The following is a 22,115-nucleotide window of genomic DNA, read 5'->3' as shown; positions in this document are numbered from 1 at the left end:
CCAGCGTCCGGTACGGGCCGGTGCCCGGCAAGCGGTTGCCACTTGTTGCCCCGCACGGAAGGCAACAAGTGGCAACTCGTTGATTTGGCCGGCGGCGGAGGCGAAGCCTGCTCGTAACGCCGGGCACTGCGGGGCCACACCGAGGGAGAAGACGATGAGTCGGAGAAGGATGCGCGCGGTCGTGGCGCTCGCCGGAGCTTTGACGCTGACCGCCGGGCTCGCCGCCTGCGGTGACGGCGACGAGGGCGGCGGTGGCGGCGGCAAGACCCTCAACGTGCTGATCGGCGCCAACACGCAGTACCCGCAGGAGTTCCGGGCCTGGCAGGCGTCGATCAGCGACAAGTTCAAGGCCCAGACCGGGGCGAGCGTCAAGTTCGAGGAGTTCGCCACCGCGAACGACGAGCTCACGAAGATCCAGACCTCGGTCGTCTCCGGCACCGGTCCCGACGTGTACGCGGTCGGCACCACCCTCACCCCGACGGCGTACTCCACCGGCGCGTTCGTGAAGCTCGACGACGAGCGGTGGCAGAAGGCCGGCGGCAGGGACCGGTTCGTACCGGCGACACTGGGCATCTCCGGGCCCGACGAGCAGAACCAGGTCGGCATCCCGTTCGTGAGCCGCCCGTTCGTCATGGTGTACAACACCGAGCTGCTCAAGGCGGCCGGCATCAGCAAGCCCGCGACCACCTGGGACGAGTTGCGCCAGCACGCCAAGCAGCTGACCAAGGGCGACCAGCACGGCCTCGCGGTCGCGTACAAGGACAACTTCGACCCGTGGAAATTCGTCTGGGGCATGTCGGTGCAGGCGGGCAACCCGCTCGTGGACGGCAGGACGGCCCGGATTCAGGACCCGGTCGTCAAGCAGGCGTACCAGACGTACTTCGGGTGGCTGACCACCGACAAGGTGGTGGACCCCGCGGCGATCGGCTGGACCAACGCGCAGGCCATCGCGGCCTTCGCCGAGGGCAAGACGGGCTACATGGCGCTGACCTCCACGACGGCCGCCAAGGCGCTCGACGGCGGGAAGGTCAAGGGCAAGTGGTCGTTCGCGCTGCTGCCCACCGTGCCGCCCGGCGCCACCGCCCGGCCGGCGAACGGCGTGGAGGCCGCGAGCATCCTCTCCGGCGACAACCTGCTGGTCGCCGACTACTCCAAGAACCAGGACCTGGCATTCCAGTTCGTCAAGCTGATCACCGAGCAGGACGCCCAGCTCGACTACTACAAGGCGGTCGGCAGCCTGCCCGCCAACGCCGCGGCGCTGACGAGCCTGCAGTCCGATCAGAAGCTCGTACCGGTGGCCCAGGCCGCGCAGAAGTCGGTGGCGACCCCGTTCACCGGCGCGTGGGCGGACATCCAGCTCGCCATGACCAACGTGGTGGTGCAGTCGATCCCCGACCTGGCGAAGGGCTCGGTCGGCGACGCGCAGCTGGACGGCCGGCTCGCGGACGCGCAGAAGGCCGCGCAGTCGGCGCTGGACCGGGCGAAGTAGGAAGCCGGGACATGACCGACGACAGCACGGCAACCGGGCGGCGCCGCCGCGGCGTGAGCGCACGCCAGCGCCCGCTGTGGCTGCTGGCTCCCGGCGGGGTGCTGATGACGCTGATCATCGTGATCCCGCTGCTGCTCGCCCTCTACATCTCGCTCATCGACCTCGACCAGTACACGCTGCGGCGGTGGCTGGACGCGCCGTTCATCGGGCTGAGCAACTTCACCGAGGCGTTCGGCTCCGGGCTGCCGCACTCGATCTGGATCAGCGTCTCGTTCGCGGTGATCGCCACCGCCGCCACCGTGCCGTTCGGCATCGCCGCTGCCGTCGCCACCCAGAACGCCTACCGGGGCCGTGCGCTGGTCCGCGCGGTGTTCCTGATCCCGTACGTGCTGCCGTCGTTCGTCGTGGCCACAGTGTGGCGCACCATGCTGCAGCCCGACGGCATCGTCAACACCGTGCTGGCGAAGGCGGGCGTGGCCGGCGGGCTGTGGCTGAGCGGGCCGAAGTCGTACTGGACGCTGGTGCTGGTGGAGATCTGGGCGGCCTGGCCGTTCATCTACCTGATGGCGCTGGCCGGGCTGCAGAGCGTCGACCACGAGGTGTACGAGGCCTCCGCGATCGACGGCGCCGACTGGTGGCCCAAGCTGACCCGGGTGGTGCTGCCGTACCTGCGCGGGCCGGTACTGCTGGCGTGCCTGCTCGCCACGCTCAACCACATCAACAACTTCACCCTGCCGTACGTGCTGTTCGGGGCGCCCGCCCCGGACGACGTCAACGTGATGCCGATGATCGTTTACGTGACCAGCTTCCAGGGCCTGCGCTTCGGGCTCAGCGCGGCGATGGCGATCGTGTCGCTGCTGCTCGTCGCCATCCCCCTGTTCGCCTATCTGCGTGCGCTCCGGCTGGACGTGCACGAGGACGGAGACCGGACATGACCGCGTCCGGCGAAGCCCACCGGCTGCTGCCCCGCCCGCTGCTGGCCGGCGTCACCGTGAGCCTCTGCGCGATGGTGCTGGTGCCGACCCTCTACATCGTGCTGGCCTCGCTGAACACCGACCTCGGCGTGGCCTCCGGCGAGTTCTGGCCCGGCGCGTTCTCGCTCGACAGCTACAGCCGCATCTGGACCACCGCCGACCTGGCGACCGGCCTGCTCAACAGCATCGTGGTGTGTGCGCTCGTGGCGGTCGCCTCGGCGCTGCTCGGGACGATGACCGCGTACGTGCTGGTCCGCTACACGTTCCTCGGGCGGCTCACGATCCTGCGCGGGCTGGTCGGGCTGCAGAGCGTCCCCGGCACGCTGATGCTGCTGCCGGTGTTCGTGCTGTTCTCCTCGGCCGGGAACTACCTCGGTGTCACGGTGGTCGGCACGCGGTGGGGGCTGTTCCTCGCGTACCTGACCTTCGCGTTGCCGTTCTCCACCTGGGTGATGGTCACCTACCTGCGCGGCCTGCCGCGCGAGCTGGAGGAGGCCGGCCGGATGGACGGCGCCTCCACGCTGCGCATCCTGTTCCGCATCATCGTCCCGCTGAGCCTTCCGGCGATCGTCGTCTCCGGCATCTTCGCGTTCCTGCTGGGCTGGAACGACGTGTTGTTCGCCTCGGTGCTGACCCGGCCCGAGACGCACACGGCGGCGGTGGCACTGTCCGCGTTCGGTGCCACCCAGGAGGGCGGGGCGCTGCCGGTGTACTCGCAGGTGATGGCCGCCGCACTGATCTCCGCGGCCCCGGTGGTGCTGCTCTACCTGGTGTTCCAGCGCTACCTGGTCGGCGGCCTCACCGCGGGCGGCGTCAAGTGACCCGGGCCGCGGTCGTCGGGTGCGGCGACGTGTCCGTCGTGCACCTGCAGGCCGTCGCCAAGCTCGACGGCGCCGAGCTCGTCGGCGTCTGCGACACCGATCCGGGCCGGGCCGCCGAGGCCGCCGAGCGGTACGGCGTCCCGGCGTTCCACGACCACCGGGAGCTGCTGGCGGCCGTACGCCCGGACGTCGTGCACGTGTGCACCCCGCACGACCGGCACACGCCGGTGGCGATCGACTGCCTCGACGCGGGCGTCGCCGTGCTGGTGGAGAAGCCGGTCGCGCACACGGTCGCCGAGGCAGACCGGCTCATCGCCGCGGCCCACCGGAACCCGGGCGTCAAGGCCGGCATCTGCCTGCAGAACCGCTACAACGCCACCAGCCGGGCGGTCCGCGAGCTGCTGGCCTCCGGCGAGCTCGGCGCGGTCCGGGGTGGCTCGGCGACCGTGCTGTGGCACCGCGACCCGGCGTACTACCGGGCCCGGCCGTGGCGCGGCATCCGGGCCCGCAGCGGCGGGGGAGTTCTCATCAACCAGGCGATCCACACGCTGGACCTGATGCAGTGGCTGCTCGGCGACGTCGTCCGGGTCCGCGGCCACACCGGCCGGTACGCCCACGACGACATCGACGTGGAGGACACCGCGAGCATGATCCTGGACCATGCCGGCGGCGCGCGCAGCGTGGTGCTCGCGACCGTGGCCAACGCCGCCGACTCACCGGTCACCATCGAGATCGTGACCGCCCGGGCGGTGCTGCTCATCCGCGGCGACCTGACCGTCCACCATGCGGACGGCCGCGTCGAGACGGTCGCCGAACCGGCGGCCGGGCCCGGGGGACGCGGTTACTGGGGTGCCTCGCACGAGCTGCTCATCGCCGATTTCTACCGGGCGCTGCCCGGCCCCGACCCGTTCTGGATCTCACCGCACGAGGGCGCCCGGTCCCTGCGGCTGATCCAGCAGGTGTACGACCTGGCGGAAGGACGCTGACATGTGGACTCTCTCCGGCTTCGTGGACGAGATCTCGCCCGACTTCACCGAGCAGTGCCGGGTGGCCGCCGGTCTCGGCCTGCGCTACGTAGAGCTGCGCAGCGCGTGGGACGTCAACATCCTCGACCTGGACAGCGAGCGGCTCGACACGATGAAGGCCACGCTGGCCGGGCACGACCTCGAGGTGTCCAGCATCGGCTCACCGATCGGGAAGATCTTCATCGACGACGACTTCGGGCCGCACCTGGCGCGGATGCGGCACGCCGCCGAGGTCGCGCACTTCTTCGACGCCCCGTACGTGCGGATCTTCTCGTTCTTCCTGCGGCCCGGCACCGACCCGGCCGCGCACCGCGACGAGGTGATCGACCGGATGCGGGAGCTGGCCCGGGTCGCCGAGGAGGCCGATCTGGTCCTGCTGCACGAGAACGAGAAGGAGATCTACGGCGACGTGCCGGCCCGCTGCCTCGACATCGTGCGATCGGTGGGCTCGCCGCACCTGCGGCTGGCGTGGGACGCGGCGAACTTCGTCCAGGTCGGCGTCCGGCCGTACGCCGAGGGCTACGAGATCCTGCGGCCGCACCTCGCATACGTGCAGATCAAGGACGCGCGGGCCGCGGACGGCACGGTCGTGCCCGCCGGCGAGGGCGACGGCGAGCTCGCCGAGACGATGCGCGCGCTGCACCACGACGGGTTCGACGGGTTCTTCTCCCTCGAACCGCACCTGGCCGCCGGGCACGCCACCGGCGGTTTCTCGGGGCCGGAGCAGTTCCGGCGGGCCTGGCGGGCCTTCACCGACCTTCTGCGCACCGAGGGGATCGAGTACGCGTGAGCACACCGACATTCGCCCTGGTGGGAGCCGGAGTGATCGGCCGACACCACGGGCTGGTGATGAGCCAGCTCGCCGACCGGCTGGAGCTGGTCGCCGTCGCCGATGTGGAGAAGGACCGGGCCGAGCAGCTCGCCGCCGAGCGGGGCGGGCGCCCGTACGGGTCGCTGACCGAGGCCCTGGCCGCCGAGGACGTCGACGTGGTGGTGGTCTGCACGCCGACCGGCCGGCACGGTGAGGTGGCGATCGAGGCCCTCGACGCCGGCAAGCACGTCATCGTGGAGAAGCCCGCCGAGATCACGGTCGCGCGCACCGACGAGATCATCGCGGCGCGACAGCGGGCGGGCACGCTCGTCACGGTGGTCTCGCAGCACCGGTTCGACCCGTCCACGGAGGCCACGCTGACCGCCATCGCCCGTGGCGAGCTGGGCCGGGTCACCTCCGGCATCGCGTCCATCGACTGGTGGCGTACGCAGGACTACTACGACTCCGGCGACTGGCGCGGCACCTGGGAGCTGGACGGAGGCGGCGCGCTCATGAACCAGGGCGTGCACACGGTGGACCTGTTGATCGCCGCGCTGGGCCGGCCCGTCGAGGTGTTCGCGTACACGGGAACGCTGGCGCACGAGCGGATCGAGGTGGAGGACGTCGCGGCCGGCGTGGTGCGCTTCGAGAGCGGGGCGCTGGGCGTGCTGCACGCGACCACGTCGGCGTACCCGGGGCTCAGCGCCCGCCTACAGGTGCACGGCGACCGCGGCTCGGCGGTCATCGACGACGACCAGCTGGTGTTCCTCGGCGACAGCCGGGAGGCCGCCGGCGCGGTACCCACCGCGGGCGCCAATCCCGGCACGCTGTCGGACGCGCACCGGCTGCAGTACCTCAACTTCCTGGCGGCCCTGGACGGCACCGAGGAGATCCGGGTGGACCTGGAGACGAATCGCCGGTCCATCGCGGTGATCACCGGCGCGTACGAGTCCGCGCGTACCGGCCGTCCGGTGCGGCTCTCATGAACCGCATAGCGGCCAATCCGATCCCGTACTGGAGCACCGCCGGCAAGACGAAGGAGGTGTTCGAGGAGGCGTTCCGCGACTTCCAGGAGATCGGCTTCACCGCGGTCAAGGCCGACGTGCCCGAGGGCATGACCGCCGCGGAGTACGCCGCCTGGATCGCCGGGTACGGCCTCGCACCCGCGCTGAGCCTGTTCAGCTCGCCGTTCGACGAGACCGTCGACCTGGGACAGGAGGTGGAGCGGGCGAAGCGGTTCGCCGGGGAGCAGACCGCGCTCGGGCTCGACCGTACGATGATCTCCTCGATGTCCCTGCCCGCCCGGATGGCGCAACCGGCCGTCGGAGCCGGCTACGACGAAGGCCGGTTGACCCGCGCGATCGATGCCTGCGGCACGGTGTGCCGGGTGCTGGCCGCCGAGGGCCTGCGGCCGCTGCACCACTCGCACGTCGGCGGGGTGTTCGAGACCGAGGCGGAGATCGTCCGGCTCCTCGACGACCTCGGCCCGGACGTCATCGGGTTCGGCCCGGACACCGGGCACCTGCGCTGGGCCGGGATCGAGCCGGCCGGGTTCATCCGGCGCTACGCCGGCCGCCTGGGGGGCATCCACCTCAAGGACTGCTACGCCGACTACCTGGCGCCGGAGAGCCGCGCGGGCCTGAGCTACCACGAGGTGCAGCGCACCAAGCGGCTGTGGGCCGAGCCCGGCCGGGGCGTCATCGACTTCGGCGCGGTGCTCGCGGCGATCCCGGCCGGCTACGACGGCGATTTCATGATCGAGGTGGACGAGCCCAGCGTGGCGACCAAGCGGGAGTCGCACCGGCTCTCGTACGAGTGGGCCCGGGCGACGCTGTGACCGGTGCGTCAGGCCGCCGCCCGGCACCGGGCGGTGGACCTGCGGACGACGAGCCGGACCGGCAGCACCAGCGGCGTACTGGTCATCGGTGCGCCCTGGGCCAGGGCGATGCAGGTGTGCACCCCGGTCAGCCCCATCCGGTACAGCGGCGCCGCGACCGTGGTCAGCGCGGGCTCGACCAGCTCGTCCAGCAGGATGTTGTCGAAGCCCACCACGCTGAACTCCTCCGGCACGGCCACGCCCAGCTTGCGCAGCCCCTTCATCACGCCGATGGCCAGCGCATCGTTGTACGCCAGTACCGCCGTGGCGTCGGCGCGCGCGACCCGGCGGGCGGCGCCCAGCCCGGCCAGCACGGTGGGCTCGTACGGGCCGATGCGGCGTACGTCCAGGTCGAGCTCCGCCGCGGCCTCGCGCAGCGCCCGCCAGCGCGTACCGTCGGACCAGCTGTTCTCGGGGCCCGCCACGTAGAGGATCCGCACGTGGCCGAGGGCGCCGAGGTGCTCGGTGGCCCGCCGGATCCCGCGCGCGTTGTCGTTGACCAGGCAGCTGGCCTCCGGCAGGATCCGGTTGAGCAGCACGACCGGCCGCTGCTTGGCCATCGTCCGCAGCGCCGAGTCGCTCATCCGGGAGCTCGCGATCACCACCCCGTCCACGTGGGCCAGCTCGCGCTCGATCGTGCGGCGCTCCTCCTCCGGCGACTCGTTGGTGTGCGAGAGGACGAGCTGGTAGCCGGCCCGGCGGGCGGCCTCGTACGCGCCCTTGATGATCTCGCCGTAGAACGGGTTGGTGACGTCCGCGATGACCAGCGCGATCGCCTGGCTCGGGGAGCGGCCGCCGGGGTGCCGGCCGTCGAGGCGGTCGGAGCGGTAGCCGAGCCGTTCGGCCGCGTCGAAGATCCGGCGGGCCGTGCCGGTGTTGACCCGGCCGGGGCGGGCATAGGCCCGGGACACGGTGGACGCCGCCACGCCGGCCTCGCGCGCGACGTCGTAGATGGTGGGACGCCGTCCCATGAGGTCATGCTAGTGCCAGCACACCCTCGGGAGACATCCATGACCGACGCCCATCCGACCACCCCGCCGCCACCCACGACCGGACTGAAGGCTGACGAATACGCGGATCGGGTCGCGACAGTGGTGGGGGAGATGCTCGCCGGCGTGGGCCGCCTCGGCGTGGCGTTCTCCGGCGGGGTCGACTCCTCGGTCCTGCTCGCGCTGGCGGCCCGGGCGCTCGGCCGGGACCGGGTGGTCGCGATCCTCGGGGTCTCGGCGAGCCTCGCGGCCGACGAGCGCACCGCCGCGCACGACGTGGCCCGGCACATCGGCGTCCCGGTGGTCGAGGTGGCCACCCGCGAGGACGAGCGCGACGGCTACCGGGCGAACGGGCCGGACCGGTGCTTCCACTGCCGCGACGAGCTGTTCACGCGCATCGACGCGGAGGTCGTCGCCGCGCACGGGCTGGACGCGGTCGCGTACGGGGAGAACGCCGACGACGCCGTACGCCCCGACCGGCCGGGTGCGCGCGCCGCGGCCGAGCACCGGGTGCTGCGTCCCCTCGCCGAGGCGGGGCTCGACAAGGCGGCCGTCCGGCGCATCGCCCGCGCCTTCGCCCTGCCGTGCGCCGACAAACCGGCCGCACCCTGCCTGGCGTCGCGGATCCCGCACTTCTCCGCCGTCACCCCGGAGAAGATGGCGCAGATCGAACAGGCCGAGGCGTCGCTGCGCCGGCTGGGCTTCACCGACCTGCGGGTACGCCACCACGGCGACGTCGCCCGCATCGAGCTGCCCGCCGCCGACCTGGTCCGCGCGGTGACCGACCCGCTGCGCGAGGCGGTGCACGACGCGGTGACCGCGGCCGGGTTCCGCTTCGCCGCCGTGGACCTCGCCGGGATCCAGTCCGGCGCTTTCACGTTGCCGCTGGTCACCGGCCGGCATGGCTGACCCGGATCTGTCGGCGTTCGCGACGCCGGACCACGAGCGCGCGAAGCGGCGCGGCTATCCGGAAGCCGTCTACTGCGAGGGCAAGACGCCGGAGCAGGTGGCCGCCATCGCCGCCGACGCCGGCCGGCGCCCCGGGGTGGTCACCCTCTTCACCCGGGCGGCGCCCGCGCACGCCGGGGCGGTGCTGCGGGAGCTGCCGGACGCGTACCACGACGAGGCCGCCCGGATGCTGGCCTGGCCGCCCGGCCCGCCCGCGCCGAGCGGCGGGCTCGTCGTCGTGGTCGCCGCCGGCACCTCCGACCTGCCGGTCGCCCGGGAGGCCCTGCTGACCGCCCGCTACCTGGGCCGGGCCACCGACCTCGTGGTGGACGTGGGGATCGCGGGCCTGCACCGCATCCTCGCCCGGCTGGAGCTGCTGCGCCGCGCCCGCGTCGTCGTGGTGGCGGCCGGGATGGACGGCGCGCTGCCCGGCGTCGTGGCCGGGCTCATTCCCGCGCCGGTCGTCGCGCTGCCCACCTCCGTCGGCTACGGCACCGGGCTGAACGGCATCGCGGCCCTGCTGACGATGCTCAACGCGTGCGCGCCCGGCATCGGGGTGGTCAACATCGACAACGGGTACGGCGCCGGGCATCTCGCTGCCCAGATCGCCGCACCCGTGGCCGGGGAGGCCCCGGACTGACGTCACACGGTCGCCGGCACCGGGATCCGTGCCGCCACCGGCGCCTCCAGCAGGGACTTCTTGCGGGCGTCGGTCTCGGCCACCATGGCGCTGTAGCGCTTCTCGGTCAGCGGGTAGCGGACGAACACCAGCATCGCCAGGACCGCCGCGGCGGCCGGGACGAGGCCCAGCGAGGCCTTGATGGCGATGATCGCGCTGTCCGGCTGCACGGCGCCCGGCCCCAGGGTGCTGACGTACCCGCCGAGCGCCAGCGCGAAGGCTCCCAGCGCGCCGCCGATCGACTGGGTGATCTTGCGGGTGAAGGAGAAGATGGCGTACGTGGCGCCCTCGGTACGCCGGCCGGTCTGCCACTCGCCGTACTCGACGGTGTCGGCCTCGAGCGCGAACATCAGCGTGTTGATCAGCTGGACGCCGAACCCCTTCACCGCGACGAACGCCAGGGCCAGCAGGGGCATGCTGCCCGGCGTGAGGAACAGCGCCACCCCGCCGGCCACGGTGAACAGCCCGCAGTACTGGTACAGGTTCTTCTTGCCGAAGCGGGCGACCAGCCGGGGGATGAACGGCGCGGTGGCGAACTGCACCACGACCGTCACCAGCGTCATCCAGATGATGTAGCGGGCGTCGCCCAGCACGTAGATCGCGTAGTACGCGGTGGCGCCGCCGACGGCGAACAGCCCGATCAGGTAGAAGAAGCTGGAGCCGCAGAGGATGCCGAGCGGCTTGTTGGTGCGCAGGGTCCGGAAGGTCTCCCGTACGGTCACCCGCGGCTGGACCCGGACGACGGTCTCCCGGCACCACAGGTAGGTCAGGAGGTACAGGGCGGCCCCGACGGCGACGAAGAGGACGGTCGTCGTGAGGAACACCGACTGCAGCTGGTCCGCACGGCCGGCGGGCGGCAGCGCCTTGTCGCGGGTGATGGCCTGGATCTGCGGCGCGATGATGAAGGTCAGCAGCAGGCCGGCGGAGGCGGCGCCCAGGCCGCGGGCGGTCGCCAGCTTCGCCCTTTCCCGCGAGAGCTGCGTCATCGCGCTCGCCAGCGAGCCGTAGGGCACGTTCACCAGCGAGTAGACGAGCCCCAGAACCGCATACGTCAGGTACGCGTAGAGCAGCTGCGCGCCGCCGGACCAGCCGCGCGGCACGGCGAACGTCAGCACGCTCATGACCAGCAGCGGCACCGCGCCGAAGAGGATGAACGGGCGGAACTTGCCCCGCCGGGTCATGGTGCGGTCGACGACGCGCCCGGCGAACAGGTCGGCGACGGCGTCCCACAGCCGGACGACGAGGAACATGGTGCCGACGGCCGCGGCGGGCAGGCCGGCCACGTCGGTGTAGTAGAGCAGCAGGAACGTGGTGCCGAGGGTGAAGGCGAGGTTGTTCGCGGCGTCGCCGGCGCCGTAGCCGATGATGGATCGCACGGAGAGCTTCATGACGTCGAGCGTCGGGGTGGGCATCGAAGCGCGGCAATCGCTTGCCATGACTTGCCGTCGGTCACGCGGGCCGGGCGTCTCCCGGTAGCACGGCGCCGGTGACGAGGCCCGCCGCCGTGGCCGCCGCCACCGCTGCCGTGAGCACCTCCCGCTCGGCCCGGCCCAGCCGGCGGGCGAGCGCCGCGACATCGTCGAACTCGGGCATCACCTGGGTGATGACGCCGCGGTCGTGGCCCAGCTTCACGGCGACCGTGCCACCGTCCACGGCGACGTCCACGAAGGCGCGGGGCAGCGCGTGCTTGCGCAGGACGCCTTCGCGGACGCCCAGCGTGCTGGTGTCGCGGAAGATCCGGTCGCGCAGCGCCCCGGCCCGATCTGGGTGGCACAGCACGCTGAGGGTGTGCGCCGGGCGGCCCTTCTTCATGACGATCGGCACCAGCCACGCGTCGGCCGCGCCGCACTCGAGGAGCCCGGCGAGGACGCCCGGCCACAGACGGGGATCGAGGTCGTCGATGTTGGCCTCGAGCAGCACGGCCGGCTCGCCGGTCCCGTGGCCGGTGGCGCCGCCCAGGACGACGCGGACAACGTTGGCCCGGCCCGGCGTGTCCCGGCTCCCCGCACCCGCGCCGACCGCCTCCACCCGCAAGGACGGCAGCTCCTCGCACGTGTCGGCGAGCGCGCGGATCACCGCCATCCCCGTCGGCGTGGCGAGCTCGCCGGAACCGCCGGAGCGTACGCGCCAGCCGACGGCGAGCCGGACCACCGCGGGCACCGGTACGGGCAGCTCGCCGTGCGCGGTCCGGACCCGCCCGGAGCCGACGGCGACCTCACCCGCGCTGAGGGTGCCGACGCCGAGGTCCTCCAGGGCGGCGCACACCCCGACCACGTCCGCGATCGAGTCCAGGGCGCCCACCTCGTGGAAGTGCACGTCCTCCACCGCGATGCCATGCACGGACGCCTCGGCGCCGGCGAGCCGCGCGAAGACCGCGGTGGCCCGCTCGCGGACCCGCTCCGGCAGCCCCGCACCGGCGAGCAGGCCCCGGATGTCCGCCCACGTACGCCGCGGCACGTCGTCGATCAGCGGCTCCACCCGGACGTGGAGGGCGCGCAACCCGGCCCGGGTGACGGGCGCCGCGTCGAGCCGGACGGCGCCCGGCACCACGAGCTCCACGGCGCGCCGGACCACGCCGAGGTCCGCGCCGGCGTCGAGGAGCGCGCCGAGCAGCATGTCGCCGGCGACCCCGGCGGACGCGTCGATCCAGGCGTGCCGGTCCGCGCTCACTCTCCCTCCGCCACCATCCGGTTGCCCGGCGTGGTGTCACTCATTAGCGTCAGGGCTGGACCGCCTCGGCGATGGAGGTGCGGCGTGGACCGGCCACCCACGATCGACGACGTCGCCCGGGCGGCGGGGGTCGCGCCGTCGACCGTGTCCCGTGCCTTCTCCCGGCCCGGGCGGGTCAGCTTCGAGACCGGCGAGCGCATCCGCCGGGTCGCCGCCGAGCTGGGATACCGCACGACCTCGCTGGCCCGGGCGCTGCCGGCCGGGCCCACCTCGATGATCGCGCTGGCGATCTCGGACATCACCAACCCGTTCTACAACGAAATCATCCGCGGCGCCCAGGTCGCCGCGTCCGAGGCGGGCTACACCATCCTGCTCGCCGACACCACGGAGTCCGGCTCGCACGAGCGACGAGCCCTCGACCGGGCCGCGGCGACGGTCGAGGGCATCGTGCTGGCGAGCACCCGCATGTCCGACTCGGCGATCCGGATGACCGCGAAGCAGCGCCCGCTGATCGTGCTCAACCGGGCGGTCGCCGACGTGCCGTGCGTGATCACCGACAACCCTCGCGGGGTGCGCCGGGCGGTGGAGCACCTGGCCGAGCTGGGTCACCGGCGCATCACGTACCTGGCGGGCCCGGAGGCGTCCTGGGCCGACGGCATGCGCTGGCGGTCGCTGCGCGAGTCGGCGATGGAGCTCGAGCTGCAGGTACGCCGGATCGGGCCGTTCCCGCCGACGGTCGCGGGTGGTGCCCGGGCCGCCGCGCGGTTCGCGGCGCAACGTACCTCGGCGGTGCTCGCCTACAACGATCTCGTGGCCATCGGCGCGATCCGGGCCCTGACGGCGATGGGGGCACGGATCCCGCGCGACGTCAGCGTCATCGGCTTCGACAACATCTTCGCCGCGGAACTGGTGACGCCGCCGCTGACCACGGTCGCCGCGCCGCTGGGCGCGATGGGCCGTACGGCGGTCGGCAACCTGCTCGCGATCGTGCGGGGCGCCCGGCCGCGTTCGCAAGCGCCGGTCAGCCTGCCGTGCCGGCTCGTCGTGCGCGAGTCCACCGCGCAGCACCGGCGTACCCGGACCGCGGCCTGGACCATGCAGCCCGGGACCGCTTCCGGGTAACCAATCGAGCAGTGACTATGTCCCGATGGCAGGGGGAAGGTCTGGAAAACATTCTGGACTCGATCGGGTTCACCGGCGCGGCACCGTCCTTTGTTGTGCTTGCATGAGACGAGCGCGCGCATTCTGGAGGTGTCGTGACCGCTGTCCGTGAAAGGCCCGGGGGTACGGGTCGTCGTCCTTTGCTGGTGAGCAAGGCCTGGATTCAGGCCGTCGCCCTGGTGATGCTCTTCGGATTCGCGGTGATGGGCCTGCTGGCCTATCGCACCTACACCGCGGAGCCGCCGATCCCGGACCGGGTCGTGAGCGCCGACGGCCGGGTGCTGTACACCGGGGCAGAGGTCAGCCGCGGCCAGCAGGTCTTCCTGCACAACGGCCTGATGGAGTACGGCTCCATCTTCGGCCACGGCGCGTACCTGGGCCCCGACTTCACCGACGACTACCTGCACCGGGCGGCCGAATCCGTGACCCGCCAGCTCGGCGGCGGCGGGTCGGACACCGTCGCGCAGCGGGTGATCCAGGACTTCCGCGAGAACCGGTACGACGAGGCGACGCGGACATTGACGGTCACCCCGGAACAGGCCGTCGCATTCGACGAGAACGTCGCCTACTACGGGCAGTTCTTCGGCGCCGACGACACCAGCAAGGGCCTGCGGCCGAAGGCGATCACCGATCCGGCCGAGATCCGGCAATTGACGGCGTTCTTCTCGTGGTCCGCGTGGGCGGCGTCGACGGAACGGCCGGGCAAGGACTACTCGTACACCAACAACTGGCCGCCGGAGCCGTTGGTCGGCAACAAGCCCACGGCGAACGTGGTGGTGTGGAGCGTCCTGTCGCTGATCGCGTTGCTGGCCGGGATCGGGGCCCTGTTCGCGGTGTTCGGCCGCTGGGGCGACCGGCTGGGCTGGCGCGGCCGCCAGGCGGACACCCTGTCGTTCCGCAGCCCCGACGCGGTCACGCTGACCCCGGCGCAGCGGGCCACCGCCTGGTTCTTCCTCGTCGTCGGCCTGCTCTTCCTGGTGCAGACGCTGCTCGGGGCGGCGAGCGAGCACTACCGCGCCGACGTGACCAGCTTCTTCGGCATCGACCTGGCCCGGCTGCTGCCGTACAACCTGGTGCGGACGTGGCACCTGCAGCTCGCGCTGTTCTGGGTGTCGGCGGCGTTCCTGGCCGCGGGCATCTTCCTGGCTCCGATCATCGCGGGCCGCGAGCCCAAGCGGCAGAACGTGCTGGCCTACGTGCTGCTGGGCGCGGTGGCACTGGTGGTGTTCGGCAGCCTGATCGGTGAGGGGCTGAGCATCCACGGGGTGTTCTCCTCGCCCGGCTCGTTCTTCCAGAGCCAGGGCTTCGAGTACCTCGACCTGGCCCGGGCGTGGCAGGTGCTGCTCACGCTCGGCCTCTTCATCTGGGCGGCGATCCTGTTCCGGGGTCTGCGGGTCCGGCTGGCCCGCGACCACATGGGCAACATGCCGTGGCTGTTCTTCCTCGCGGCCCTGGCGATCCCGGCCTTCTACGCGGTCGGCCTGCTCGTCGACAGCGGTGACAACTTCACCCACGCGGACTTCTGGCGCTTCTGGGTGGTCCACCTGTGGGTCGAGGACTTCCTGGAGCTGTTCACCACCGTCATGGTGGCGTACATCTTCGTGATGCTCGGCGTCATCCGCGAGCGCGTCGCGCTGACCGTCATCTACCTCGACGTGCTGCTGTACTCCGCGGGTGGCGTCATCGGCACCATGCACCACCTGTACTTCTCGGGCGAGCCGGCGGAGCACATGGCCCTGGGCGCGTTCTTCTCCGCCGCCGAGGTCATCCCGCTCACCTTCCTGACCGTGGAGGCGTGGAGCTTCCTGCAGCTCGGCTCGCGCCAGGAGGGCAAGTCGGCCACGCCGTTCCCGCACCGGTGGGCGGTGATGTTCCTCGTCGCCGTCGGCTTCTGGAACTTCGTCGGCGCCGGGATCTTCGGCTTCCTCATCAACCTGCCGGTGGTGTCGTACTACGAGATCGGTACGGCGCTGACCGCCAACCACGGACACGCGGCGATGATGGGCGTGTACGGCATGCTCGCCATGGGCCTGGCCCTGTTCTGCCTGCGCTACCTCATCCCGGAGCAGCACTGGCCGGAGCGGCTGGCGAAGATCTCGTTCTGGTCGGCCAACCTCGGTCTGCTGTGGATGTGCTTCGCCACGCTGCTGCCGGTGGGCATCCTGCAGCTGTACAAGTCGGTCGACTCCGGCTACCACGCGGCCCGCACGCTGGAGTACGTCACCAACCCCACCAACAGCGTCTTCGAGTGGCTGCGGCTGCCGGGCGACGTGGTGTTCATCGTGGGCGGAGCGCTGCCGTTCCTGTGGATCTGCTACCTCGGGGTACGGCACAGCCTGCGCCGCCGGACCACGCTGGACGAGCCGGAGGACATGCTGTTCACCGACATCACCGTGCCGAGCGAGGACGGCCGCCAGCGGGAGGCCTCCGGCGCGTCGTCCACCACCAGCGCGGGGGACTGACGGCCGTGGACCCGATGGTCCTGCTCGTCGCCGGGTACGCCGGGCTGATGGTCGCGGTCGCCGCCGGGCTGGAATGGCTGGCCCGGCACGCCGCGGTCCGCTCCGACCGGTACCGCACGGCCGGGTTCACCTACCAGCCGGACCACGACCTGTGGGTGTGCCCGCGGGACGAGACGCTGTGGCCGCACGAGGTGGACCGGGAGCGCCGGGTGGTGCGCTACCGGGCCCGGCCCACGGTGTGCAACGCCTGCCCGGCGAAGCCGGACTGCACCAGCTCGCACACCGGCCGCGAGATCGTCCGGCCGATCGACCGCTGGCCGCACTCCGAGGCGGGCCGGTTCCACCGCGGGGTGTCCGTCACCCTGGCGGCGGTCGCGGCGGCGTTCGTCGGGGCCGCCCTGGCGGCGTTCCACCGGCCGGTGGAGCTGGCCGTGCTCGTCCCGGCCGGCGCGCTGACCGGCTGGCTGCTGTGGCGCTGGGCGCGCGACTTCTGGCGTACGCCGTCAGGCTTCCCGGACGTGTCCACCGTGCGCCACCGCGGCACCGAGGACCCGGCGGCGGAGAACCCGGGCCGGAGCGCTGGACCGGTCCTCGTGGACCTGGTGCCGCCGTCGCGGCGGCGTACGGGCACGGCGTGGGGCTTCGACCGGCAACCGACGGCACGGGGCTACCGTTCCACCCGCGAGGCGGGGACGGACGACGGCGAGGAGGATCCGACATGACCGGCTACTGGATCGGCGCGGCCGTGCTGGCGGTGGCGGTGGTGCTGCTGTGCGGTCTCCGGGTGCTGCGCGAGTACGAGCGCGCGGTCGTCTTCCGGCTGGGCCGCCTGCGCGGCGCCCACGGTCCCGGGCCGCTGCTCCTGCTGCCGCTGATCGACCGGATGGAACGGGTGCCGCTGCGCACGATCACGCTGACCATCCCGCCGCAGGAGGTGATCACCCGCGACAACGTGCCCGCCCGGGTCAACGCGGTCGCCTACTTCCGGGTCACCGATCCGGTCAAGGCGATCGTCGAGGTCGAGTCCTACCCGGTCGCCACCTCGCAGATCGCGCAGACCACCCTGCGCAGCGTCCTGGGGCACGCCGACCTCGACACGCTGCTCGCCGAGCGCGAGGAGCTCAACGAGAGCATCCGCAAGATCGTCGACGAGCAGACCGAGCCGTGGGGCATCAAGGTCACCACGGTGGAGATCAAGGACGTCGAGATCCCCGAGGCGATGCAGCGCGCCATGGCCCGCCAGGCCGAGGCCGAACGCGAGCGGCGGGCCAAGGTCATCAACGCCACCGGCGAGCACGAGGCCGCGCAGGCGCTGCACGACGCCTCCCACATCCTGTCCGCCAGCCCGTCGGCGCTGCAGCTGCGCTACCTGCAGACGCTGCTCGAGATCGGCGGCGACCAGCGGACCACCGTCGTCTTCCCGCTGCCCATGGACCTGATCGCGCCGTTCCTGCAGCAGCCTCCGGACAAGGCGTGACCCGCGGTCAGGGCGCCGGGCGGGCCGCGGCGGCCAGGCGGCGGGCCTGCGTCTCGGCCACCATCGCGGCGAACGTCCGCTCGGTCAGCGGGTACCGGAAGAAGATCAGCATCCCGATCACGATGAACACGACCGGGATGAACCCGGACGCGTACCGGATGGCGTCCAGCGCGCCCTGGCTCTGGGTCGCGGAGCCGCCGACATAGCCGCCGAGGGCGATCGCGAAGGCGGCCACCGCCCCGCCGACGGCCTGGCCGAGTTTGCGGGTGAAGGAGAACAGGGCGTACGTGATGCCCTCGGTACGCACGCCGGTGCGCCACTCTCCGTACTCGACGGTGTCGGCCTCCAGCGCCCACATGAGCGTGTTGATGCCGGCCGTGGAGACGCCCATGATGCCGAAGAACGTCATCGACACCCAGGGCGTGCCCGGCGGTGACACCGAGATGCCCACGCCGGCCAGCAGCCCGACGGCGCCGAAGGACAGGAACGCCCGCTTCTTGCCGATCGCGCGGACGATCCGGGGCGTCAGCGGCGCCACGATGAAGATGGCTCCCACGCTGAGCACGGTCAGTGCCGTGAGCAGCTCGGCGTTTCCCAGCACGTCGCGGGCGTAGTACACCTGCACGGTCTGCAGCGAGAACAGCGCGGTCAGGAACGCCAGCGATGACAGGCAGAGCATGATCAGCGGCTTGTTGCCGCGCAGCGTGCCGAAGCTCTGCCGGGCGCTGACCTGCGCGACGTCGCGCTGCACCGACTCGCGGGCGGTGCTGAACAGGAACAGGTACAGCGCGAAGCCGATGACCGTGAAGACGGCCGTGGTGATCAGCAGCGAGCGTTGGAAGCCGTCCGGGTCACCGCGGTACTGCTGAATCTGCGGCGAGACGACGAAGGCCAGCATGATCGTGGTGACGGCCGTGCCGATCATCCGGAAGCTCGCCAGCTTGGCCCGCTCGTCCGGGCGCTGCGTCATGGCGGCGGCCAGCGAGCCGTACGGGATGTTCACCAGGCTGTACGCCAGCCCCAGCAGCCCGTACGTGACGTACGCCGCGACCAGGGAGGCCCCGTGACTGTCGAACAATCCCGGCACGGTGAACGTGGCGACGCTCAGCAGCAGCACCGGCGGACCGGCGAAGATGAAGAACGGGCGGAACTTGCCCCACCGGGTCATCGTCCGGTCCACGACCCGCCCGGCGAAAACGTCGGCGAAGCCGTCCCAGATCCGGATGACCAGGAAGAGCGTGCCCGCGGCGGCGGCGCTGATCCCCACCACGTCGGTGTAGTAGATCAGCAGGAAGAACGACGTCATCGAGAACGCCAGGTTGTTCGCCGCGTCGCCCGCGGCGTACCCGAGGAACTGCGCGGCACCCAGCTTGCGGGCGGTCGTGGCCGGCGCGGCGATCGTGGCGCTCACCGCGCTCACACGTCCTTGCGCCAGCGGCGTCGCAGGGCGAAGGCCGCGGCCTTGGGTTGCCGGTCCCGGGTGAACACGCCCTTCTTGTTGCCGCCCACCCGCATCACGCCGGAGGTGGTGGCGAAGTCCGCGAAGTTCCAGACGTGCTCGCCCACGACCGCGTCGATCCGGTCGAAGACCCGGTGGTTCATGTCCAGGTACTCGACCTGGTACTCCTCGGTCCACGGCTGGTTGCCGAAGGCGTGCAGGCCGGGGTACGTGTCGGCGCCGTACTCGGTGATGATGATGGGCTTGTTCTCGCTCGCCCAGCCGCGCAGCTCCTCCTCCCAGGCCTGCTCGGCGGCGGGTAGGTCGCCGGTGTTGACGTACCAGCCGTAGTAGCGGTTGAGCATGAGGACGTCGGCGAACTGCGACACCCGGCACTTGCCGTACGGCGCGAGCATCACGTTGACGAAGCCGACCGGCCTGCTGGGGTCCAGCTCCCGGGTCAGGTCGAACAGCGGCCGGAAGTAGTTCTCGGCGCCCTCGGTGTCGCTCTCCGGCTCGTTGGCGATCGACCAGAGCACGACGCTCGGGTGGTTCTTGTCCCGCGCCACCAGCTCGCGGATCGCCTGGGCGTGGACCTCGCGGGACGCGTCGTTGATCGTGTCGGGGCTGAACGTGGTGTAGCCCTGGGAGCCGAAGATCCCGCCGCCGAGGCCCATGTTGAGGCCGACGGCCGCCGTCTCGTCGATGAGCACGATGCCGTGCCGGTCCGCGGCGTCGAGGACCTCCTCCGAGTACGGGTAGTGCGACGTCCGGAACGAGTTCGCGCCGATCCAGCGCAGCAGCTCGAAGTCGTGCACCATGAACGCGTCGTTGTGCCCCTTGCCGATCACCGGCAGGTCCTCGTGCTTGCCGAACCCGGTGAAGTGGAACGGCTCGCCGTTGATCAGGAACCGGTTGCCGCTGACCTTGACCGTACGGATGCCCACGCTCTGGTGGTAACTGTCCACGAGGGACCCGTCCCCGTCGGCGAGCTGCACCTCCAGGTCGTAGAGGTAGCCGTCGCCGGGGGCCCACCGGTGCGCGCCGGGGACGGTCAGCTTCCCGCTCGCCCCGGAGCCCTCGGCCACCGTGCGGCCGGCCGCGTCGCGCAACACCACCCGGGTCGTGGCGGCGGCGCTGGCCTCGGTCGCGTACTCGACGATGCCGTCGGCGCCGTCCAGTCCGGTCACGACGGTGACGTCGGTGAGGTGCAGCGGATGGGTCTGGTAGAGCCAGACGGGCCGGTGAATGCCGGCGTAGTTGAAGAAGTCGTGCCAATAGCGCTGCCGCGGCCCGGCCGGCGTCTGCTCGATGACCCCCGGCGGGATCGACTGGAAGCTCAGCGTGTTGTTGACCAGCACGGTGATCCGGGCGAGTTCTCCGGCGCCGACGTGCTCGGTGACGTCCGCGGCGAACGGCGTGTAGCCGCCCTCGTGCGAGACCACCTCCGCGTCGCCGACCCAGACCGTGGCGCGGTGCGTGGCGGATTCGAAGTGCAGCACGATCCGCCGGCCGTCCCAGCCGCGTGGCACCCGTACCTCGGTCTGGTACCACACGTCACCGAAGTAGTCGCGCACCGCGGGATCGGCGGTGATGTCGTTGAAGCTGGCCGGCACGGCCATCTCGCGGGCATCGGCCAGCGGGCCGGCGAACCATCGCCCGGCGCGCCCCGCACCGGCCGGGTCGAGCGCGAAGCGCCAGAGGCCGTCGAGGCGCTTGCGCTCACGGGTGGCGGTGTCCTGGGGTCGAAGCACGGTGGGCCTCCATGAGTTCGCGGTCGAGTGTCCTCTCCATTGGGCGCGTCACGGTAGATCGCGGTCAACGAATTGCCATCTGTTGCCCGCTGGTATGCGCCGCGCTTGCGGCCGGGGGTCACGCGGCGCACGATGGGGCCGGACTCATGCGTCCCGCGGAGGAGGTGTCATGTCCCCGCCCGTCGTAACGATCTTCGAGTCGTACGGCTCCGGCGCCCAGGACGTCGGCCCACGGGTCGCCGCGGCGCTCGGGGTGACGTTCCACGCCCAGGCCTTCTCCTCCGAGGAGCTGGAGGGCCTCCCGAAACCGGACGACGACGGCCTGCTGTCCCGCGTCTTCTCCGCCATGGGTGGCTCGTACGCCGCCCTCGAGGGGCCGGCCGTGGCGATGGCCCAGCGCGACGACCACGAGCTGGTGCTGAGCAACACCCGCTGGGTCCTGGAGGCGGCCCGCGCCGGCGCGGTGATCGTGGGCCGCAACGGGGCGCTGATCCTCGCCTCGTGGCCGGGGGCGCTGCACGTACGGCTCGACGCGCCGGTGGACGACCGCGTGGCACGGGCCGCCCGTACCGGCGGGATCAGCCCGGAGCGGGCGGCGAAGCGGCAGCGCCGCGAGGACACGGTCCGCGCCGACATGTCGATCCGGCTGTACGGCTGGGATCCGCGCGAACCGACCCGCTACGACCTCGTGCTCAACACCGCGACCCTGGATCCGGACGCCTGCGCCGACATCATCGTGGGCGCCAGCCGCGTGAAGTCGTCCCGGACGGCGCCGGCGACCTGACCCGGTGCCGGTGCTGCTCCTCCTCGATCTCGTGGGGACCTTCGCCTTCGCGCTGAACGGCGCGCTGACCGCCGTGCGGGTGGCCCGGGTCGACCTCGTCGGCGTCGTCACCCTCGGCATGGTCACGGCGGTGGGCGGCGGCATCATGCGCGACGTGCTGCTGGGCGCCGTACCGCCGGCCGCGTTCGCCGATTGGCGCTACCTCACGGTGGCGGCCGCCGGTGGCCTGCTCGCCTTCCTGTTCGGCCGGGGTCTCAACCGGTTCAGCAGGTCGATCGACGTGCTGGACGCCGCCGGGCTGGCCCTGTTCGCGGTCACCGGCGCCGGCAAGGCGCTCGCGTCGGGCATGGGCCCGGTGCAGGCGATCATCCTGGGTGCGGTCACCGGGGTGGGTGGCGGCACCCTGCGCGACGTGCTCGTGCGGCGGCTGCCCAGCGTGCTCAGCAGCGGCCTGTACGCCATCCCCGCGCTGGCCGGGGCGGCCCTGGTCGTCGCGGCCGACGCCGCCGACGTACGCCGCCTGCTGGAGGTGCCGGTGGCGATGTGGGCGGCCGCGGTGTGCTTCACGATCCGGGTGGCCGGCCTGCACTTCGGCCTGGACGCGCCGAAGCCGCCCGGGGTGCCGCGCGACTAAGGCGTGTTTCATAAGCCCCGCCGAGATCTGAAGTTGCGGCGTGGCGGTGGTCGATAACTGAAGAGGTCTCCGGTATCTGGTTCTGCGACCAAGCAAGAACTTCATACCGGAGACCTCGTGGCC

Annotated in this window: 20 protein-coding genes; 15 read left to right on the top strand and 5 right to left on the bottom strand. The window is 71.8% G+C overall.

Annotated elements, in window-relative coordinates:
- Window positions 1-154 precede the first annotated feature (154 nt).
- Genes IT780_RS18130 through IT780_RS18100 form a run of 7 tightly spaced genes read left to right on the top strand, consistent with a single transcriptional unit; the run spans window position 155 to window position 6,957 of the window.
- Window positions 155-1,489, top strand: coding sequence for an ABC transporter substrate-binding protein (locus tag IT780_RS18130; protein WP_199512778.1), 1,335 nt, complete (start codon window positions 155-157; stop codon window positions 1,487-1,489).
- Window positions 1,490-1,500: 11 nt separating this feature from the next.
- On the top strand, window positions 1,501-2,424 hold the full coding sequence (locus IT780_RS18125) for a carbohydrate ABC transporter permease (protein ID WP_233413061.1): 924 nt from the start codon (window positions 1,501-1,503) through the stop codon (window positions 2,422-2,424).
- Window positions 2,421-3,284, top strand: a complete 864-nt coding sequence (locus tag IT780_RS18120; protein WP_199512777.1) for a carbohydrate ABC transporter permease — start codon at window positions 2,421-2,423, stop codon at window positions 3,282-3,284. Before IT780_RS18125 ends, IT780_RS18120 begins: the two co-directional genes overlap by 4 nt.
- Complete coding sequence (locus IT780_RS43165) at window positions 3,281-4,270, top strand: Gfo/Idh/MocA family protein (RefSeq protein WP_199512776.1); 990 nt, start codon at window positions 3,281-3,283, stop codon at window positions 4,268-4,270. The genes IT780_RS18120 and IT780_RS43165 overlap by 4 nt, the downstream gene beginning before the upstream one ends.
- Window position 4,271: 1 nt before the next feature.
- Window positions 4,272-5,099, top strand: coding sequence for a sugar phosphate isomerase/epimerase family protein (locus IT780_RS18110; protein ID WP_199512775.1), 828 nt, complete (start codon window positions 4,272-4,274; stop codon window positions 5,097-5,099).
- Window positions 5,096-6,106 carry a Gfo/Idh/MocA family protein gene (locus IT780_RS18105; RefSeq protein ID WP_307831244.1) on the top strand — a complete coding sequence of 337 codons (1,011 nt, stop codon included), beginning with the start codon at window positions 5,096-5,098 and terminating at the stop codon, window positions 6,104-6,106. The genes IT780_RS18110 and IT780_RS18105 overlap by 4 nt, the downstream gene beginning before the upstream one ends.
- Window positions 6,103-6,957 carry a sugar phosphate isomerase/epimerase family protein gene (locus IT780_RS18100; protein WP_199512774.1) on the top strand — a complete coding sequence of 285 codons (855 nt, stop codon included), beginning with the start codon at window positions 6,103-6,105 and terminating at the stop codon, window positions 6,955-6,957. Before IT780_RS18105 ends, IT780_RS18100 begins: the two co-directional genes overlap by 4 nt.
- An 8-nt stretch (window positions 6,958-6,965) precedes the next feature.
- Here IT780_RS18100 and IT780_RS18095 read toward each other — a convergent pair whose 3' ends face one another.
- The gene (locus IT780_RS18095; protein ID WP_199512773.1) at window positions 6,966-7,967 is read right to left on the bottom strand and encodes a LacI family DNA-binding transcriptional regulator; all 1,002 of its coding nucleotides are present in this window, start codon (window positions 7,965-7,967) and stop codon (window positions 6,966-6,968) included.
- 39 nt (window positions 7,968-8,006) lie between these two features.
- On the opposite strand from IT780_RS18095, the gene larE reads away from it, so the two are divergent.
- Entirely contained in the window at window positions 8,007-8,894 is an 888-nt protein-coding gene (gene larE / locus IT780_RS18090; protein ID WP_199512772.1) for an ATP-dependent sacrificial sulfur transferase LarE, read from the top strand.
- On the top strand, window positions 8,887-9,573 hold the full coding sequence (gene larB, locus IT780_RS18085; protein ID WP_199512771.1) for a nickel pincer cofactor biosynthesis protein LarB: 687 nt from the start codon (window positions 8,887-8,889) through the stop codon (window positions 9,571-9,573). Before larE ends, larB begins: the two co-directional genes overlap by 8 nt.
- Window positions 9,574-9,575: 2 nt before the next feature.
- Here the strand turns inward: larB and IT780_RS18080 are convergent, their stop codons facing one another.
- Together IT780_RS18080 and larC are read right to left on the bottom strand one after the other, a co-directional pair.
- On the bottom strand, window positions 9,576-11,000 hold the full coding sequence (locus IT780_RS18080) for a glycoside-pentoside-hexuronide (GPH):cation symporter (protein WP_199512770.1): 1,425 nt from the start codon (window positions 10,998-11,000) through the stop codon (window positions 9,576-9,578).
- 61 nt (window positions 11,001-11,061) lie between these two features.
- A complete protein-coding gene (gene larC, locus IT780_RS18075) occupies window positions 11,062-12,282 on the bottom strand; it encodes a nickel pincer cofactor biosynthesis protein LarC (RefSeq protein WP_199512769.1) in 1,221 nt (406 codons plus the stop codon).
- Window positions 12,283-12,366: 84 nt separating this feature from the next.
- On the opposite strand from larC, the gene IT780_RS18070 reads away from it, so the two are divergent.
- From IT780_RS18070 to IT780_RS18055, 4 genes are all read left to right on the top strand, one after another.
- Entirely contained in the window at window positions 12,367-13,404 is a 1,038-nt protein-coding gene (locus IT780_RS18070) for a LacI family DNA-binding transcriptional regulator (RefSeq protein ID WP_199512768.1), read from the top strand.
- Window positions 13,405-13,589: 185 nt separating this feature from the next.
- Window positions 13,590-15,905 (top strand): nitric-oxide reductase large subunit, encoded by a 2,316-nt coding sequence (locus tag IT780_RS18065; protein WP_199512767.1) that lies wholly within the window; start codon window positions 13,590-13,592, stop codon window positions 15,903-15,905.
- Between the two features lie 5 nt (window positions 15,906-15,910).
- Window positions 15,911-16,627 (top strand): hypothetical protein, encoded by a 717-nt coding sequence (locus IT780_RS18060; protein ID WP_199512766.1) that lies wholly within the window; start codon window positions 15,911-15,913, stop codon window positions 16,625-16,627.
- Entirely contained in the window at window positions 16,624-17,382 is a 759-nt protein-coding gene (locus tag IT780_RS18055; RefSeq protein ID WP_199512765.1) for a slipin family protein, read from the top strand. The genes IT780_RS18060 and IT780_RS18055 overlap by 4 nt, the downstream gene beginning before the upstream one ends.
- A gap of 7 nt (window positions 17,383-17,389) precedes the next feature.
- On the opposite strand, the gene IT780_RS18050 is transcribed toward IT780_RS18055, so the two are convergent.
- Both IT780_RS18050 and uidA read right to left on the bottom strand, forming a co-directional pair.
- Window positions 17,390-18,793 carry a glycoside-pentoside-hexuronide (GPH):cation symporter gene (locus IT780_RS18050; RefSeq protein ID WP_199512764.1) on the bottom strand — a complete coding sequence of 468 codons (1,404 nt, stop codon included), beginning with the start codon at window positions 18,791-18,793 and terminating at the stop codon, window positions 17,390-17,392.
- Between the two features lie 5 nt (window positions 18,794-18,798).
- Complete coding sequence (gene uidA, locus IT780_RS18045; protein ID WP_199512763.1) at window positions 18,799-20,574, bottom strand: beta-glucuronidase; 1,776 nt, start codon at window positions 20,572-20,574, stop codon at window positions 18,799-18,801.
- A gap of 169 nt (window positions 20,575-20,743) precedes the next feature.
- Between uidA and IT780_RS18040 the strand changes: the two genes are divergently transcribed.
- Both IT780_RS18040 and IT780_RS18035 read left to right on the top strand, forming a co-directional pair.
- Window positions 20,744-21,358 carry a cytidylate kinase-like family protein gene (locus IT780_RS18040; protein WP_199512762.1) on the top strand — a complete coding sequence of 205 codons (615 nt, stop codon included), beginning with the start codon at window positions 20,744-20,746 and terminating at the stop codon, window positions 21,356-21,358.
- A gap of 4 nt (window positions 21,359-21,362) precedes the next feature.
- Complete coding sequence (locus tag IT780_RS18035) at window positions 21,363-21,992, top strand: trimeric intracellular cation channel family protein (protein WP_199512761.1); 630 nt, start codon at window positions 21,363-21,365, stop codon at window positions 21,990-21,992.
- The last annotated feature ends 123 nt before the right edge of the window (window positions 21,993-22,115 follow it).

The sequence above is a fragment of the Nucisporomicrobium flavum genome, assembly GCF_016464385.1.
Lineage (GTDB): Bacteria > Actinomycetota > Actinomycetes > Mycobacteriales > Micromonosporaceae > Actinoplanes > Actinoplanes flavus_A.
This window is presented reverse-complemented; position numbering and strand designations above follow the sequence as displayed.

Excerpts from the sequence above, each read along its gene's own strand:
- IT780_RS18130 (WP_199512778.1), top strand. The coding sequence starts at position 155 with ATGAGTCGGAGAAGGATGCGCGCGGTCGTGGCGCTCGCCGGAGCTTTG.
- IT780_RS18125 (WP_233413061.1), top strand. The coding sequence starts at position 1,501 with ATGACCGACGACAGCACGGCAACCGGGCGGCGCCGCCGCGGCGTGAGC.
- IT780_RS18120 (WP_199512777.1), top strand. The coding sequence starts at position 2,421 with ATGACCGCGTCCGGCGAAGCCCACCGGCTGCTGCCCCGCCCGCTGCTG.
- IT780_RS18110 (WP_199512775.1), top strand. The coding sequence starts at position 4,272 with ATGTGGACTCTCTCCGGCTTCGTGGACGAGATCTCGCCCGACTTCACC.
- IT780_RS18100 (WP_199512774.1), top strand. The coding sequence starts at position 6,103 with ATGAACCGCATAGCGGCCAATCCGATCCCGTACTGGAGCACCGCCGGC.
- IT780_RS18095 (WP_199512773.1), bottom strand. The coding sequence starts at position 7,967 with ATGGGACGGCGTCCCACCATCTACGACGTCGCGCGCGAGGCCGGCGTG.
- larE (WP_199512772.1), top strand. The coding sequence starts at position 8,007 with ATGACCGACGCCCATCCGACCACCCCGCCGCCACCCACGACCGGACTG.
- larB (WP_199512771.1), top strand. The coding sequence starts at position 8,887 with ATGGCTGACCCGGATCTGTCGGCGTTCGCGACGCCGGACCACGAGCGC.
- IT780_RS18080 (WP_199512770.1), bottom strand. The coding sequence starts at position 11,000 with ATGAAGCTCTCCGTGCGATCCATCATCGGCTACGGCGCCGGCGACGCC.
- IT780_RS18055 (WP_199512765.1), top strand. The coding sequence starts at position 16,624 with ATGACCGGCTACTGGATCGGCGCGGCCGTGCTGGCGGTGGCGGTGGTG.
- IT780_RS18040 (WP_199512762.1), top strand. The coding sequence starts at position 20,744 with ATGTCCCCGCCCGTCGTAACGATCTTCGAGTCGTACGGCTCCGGCGCC.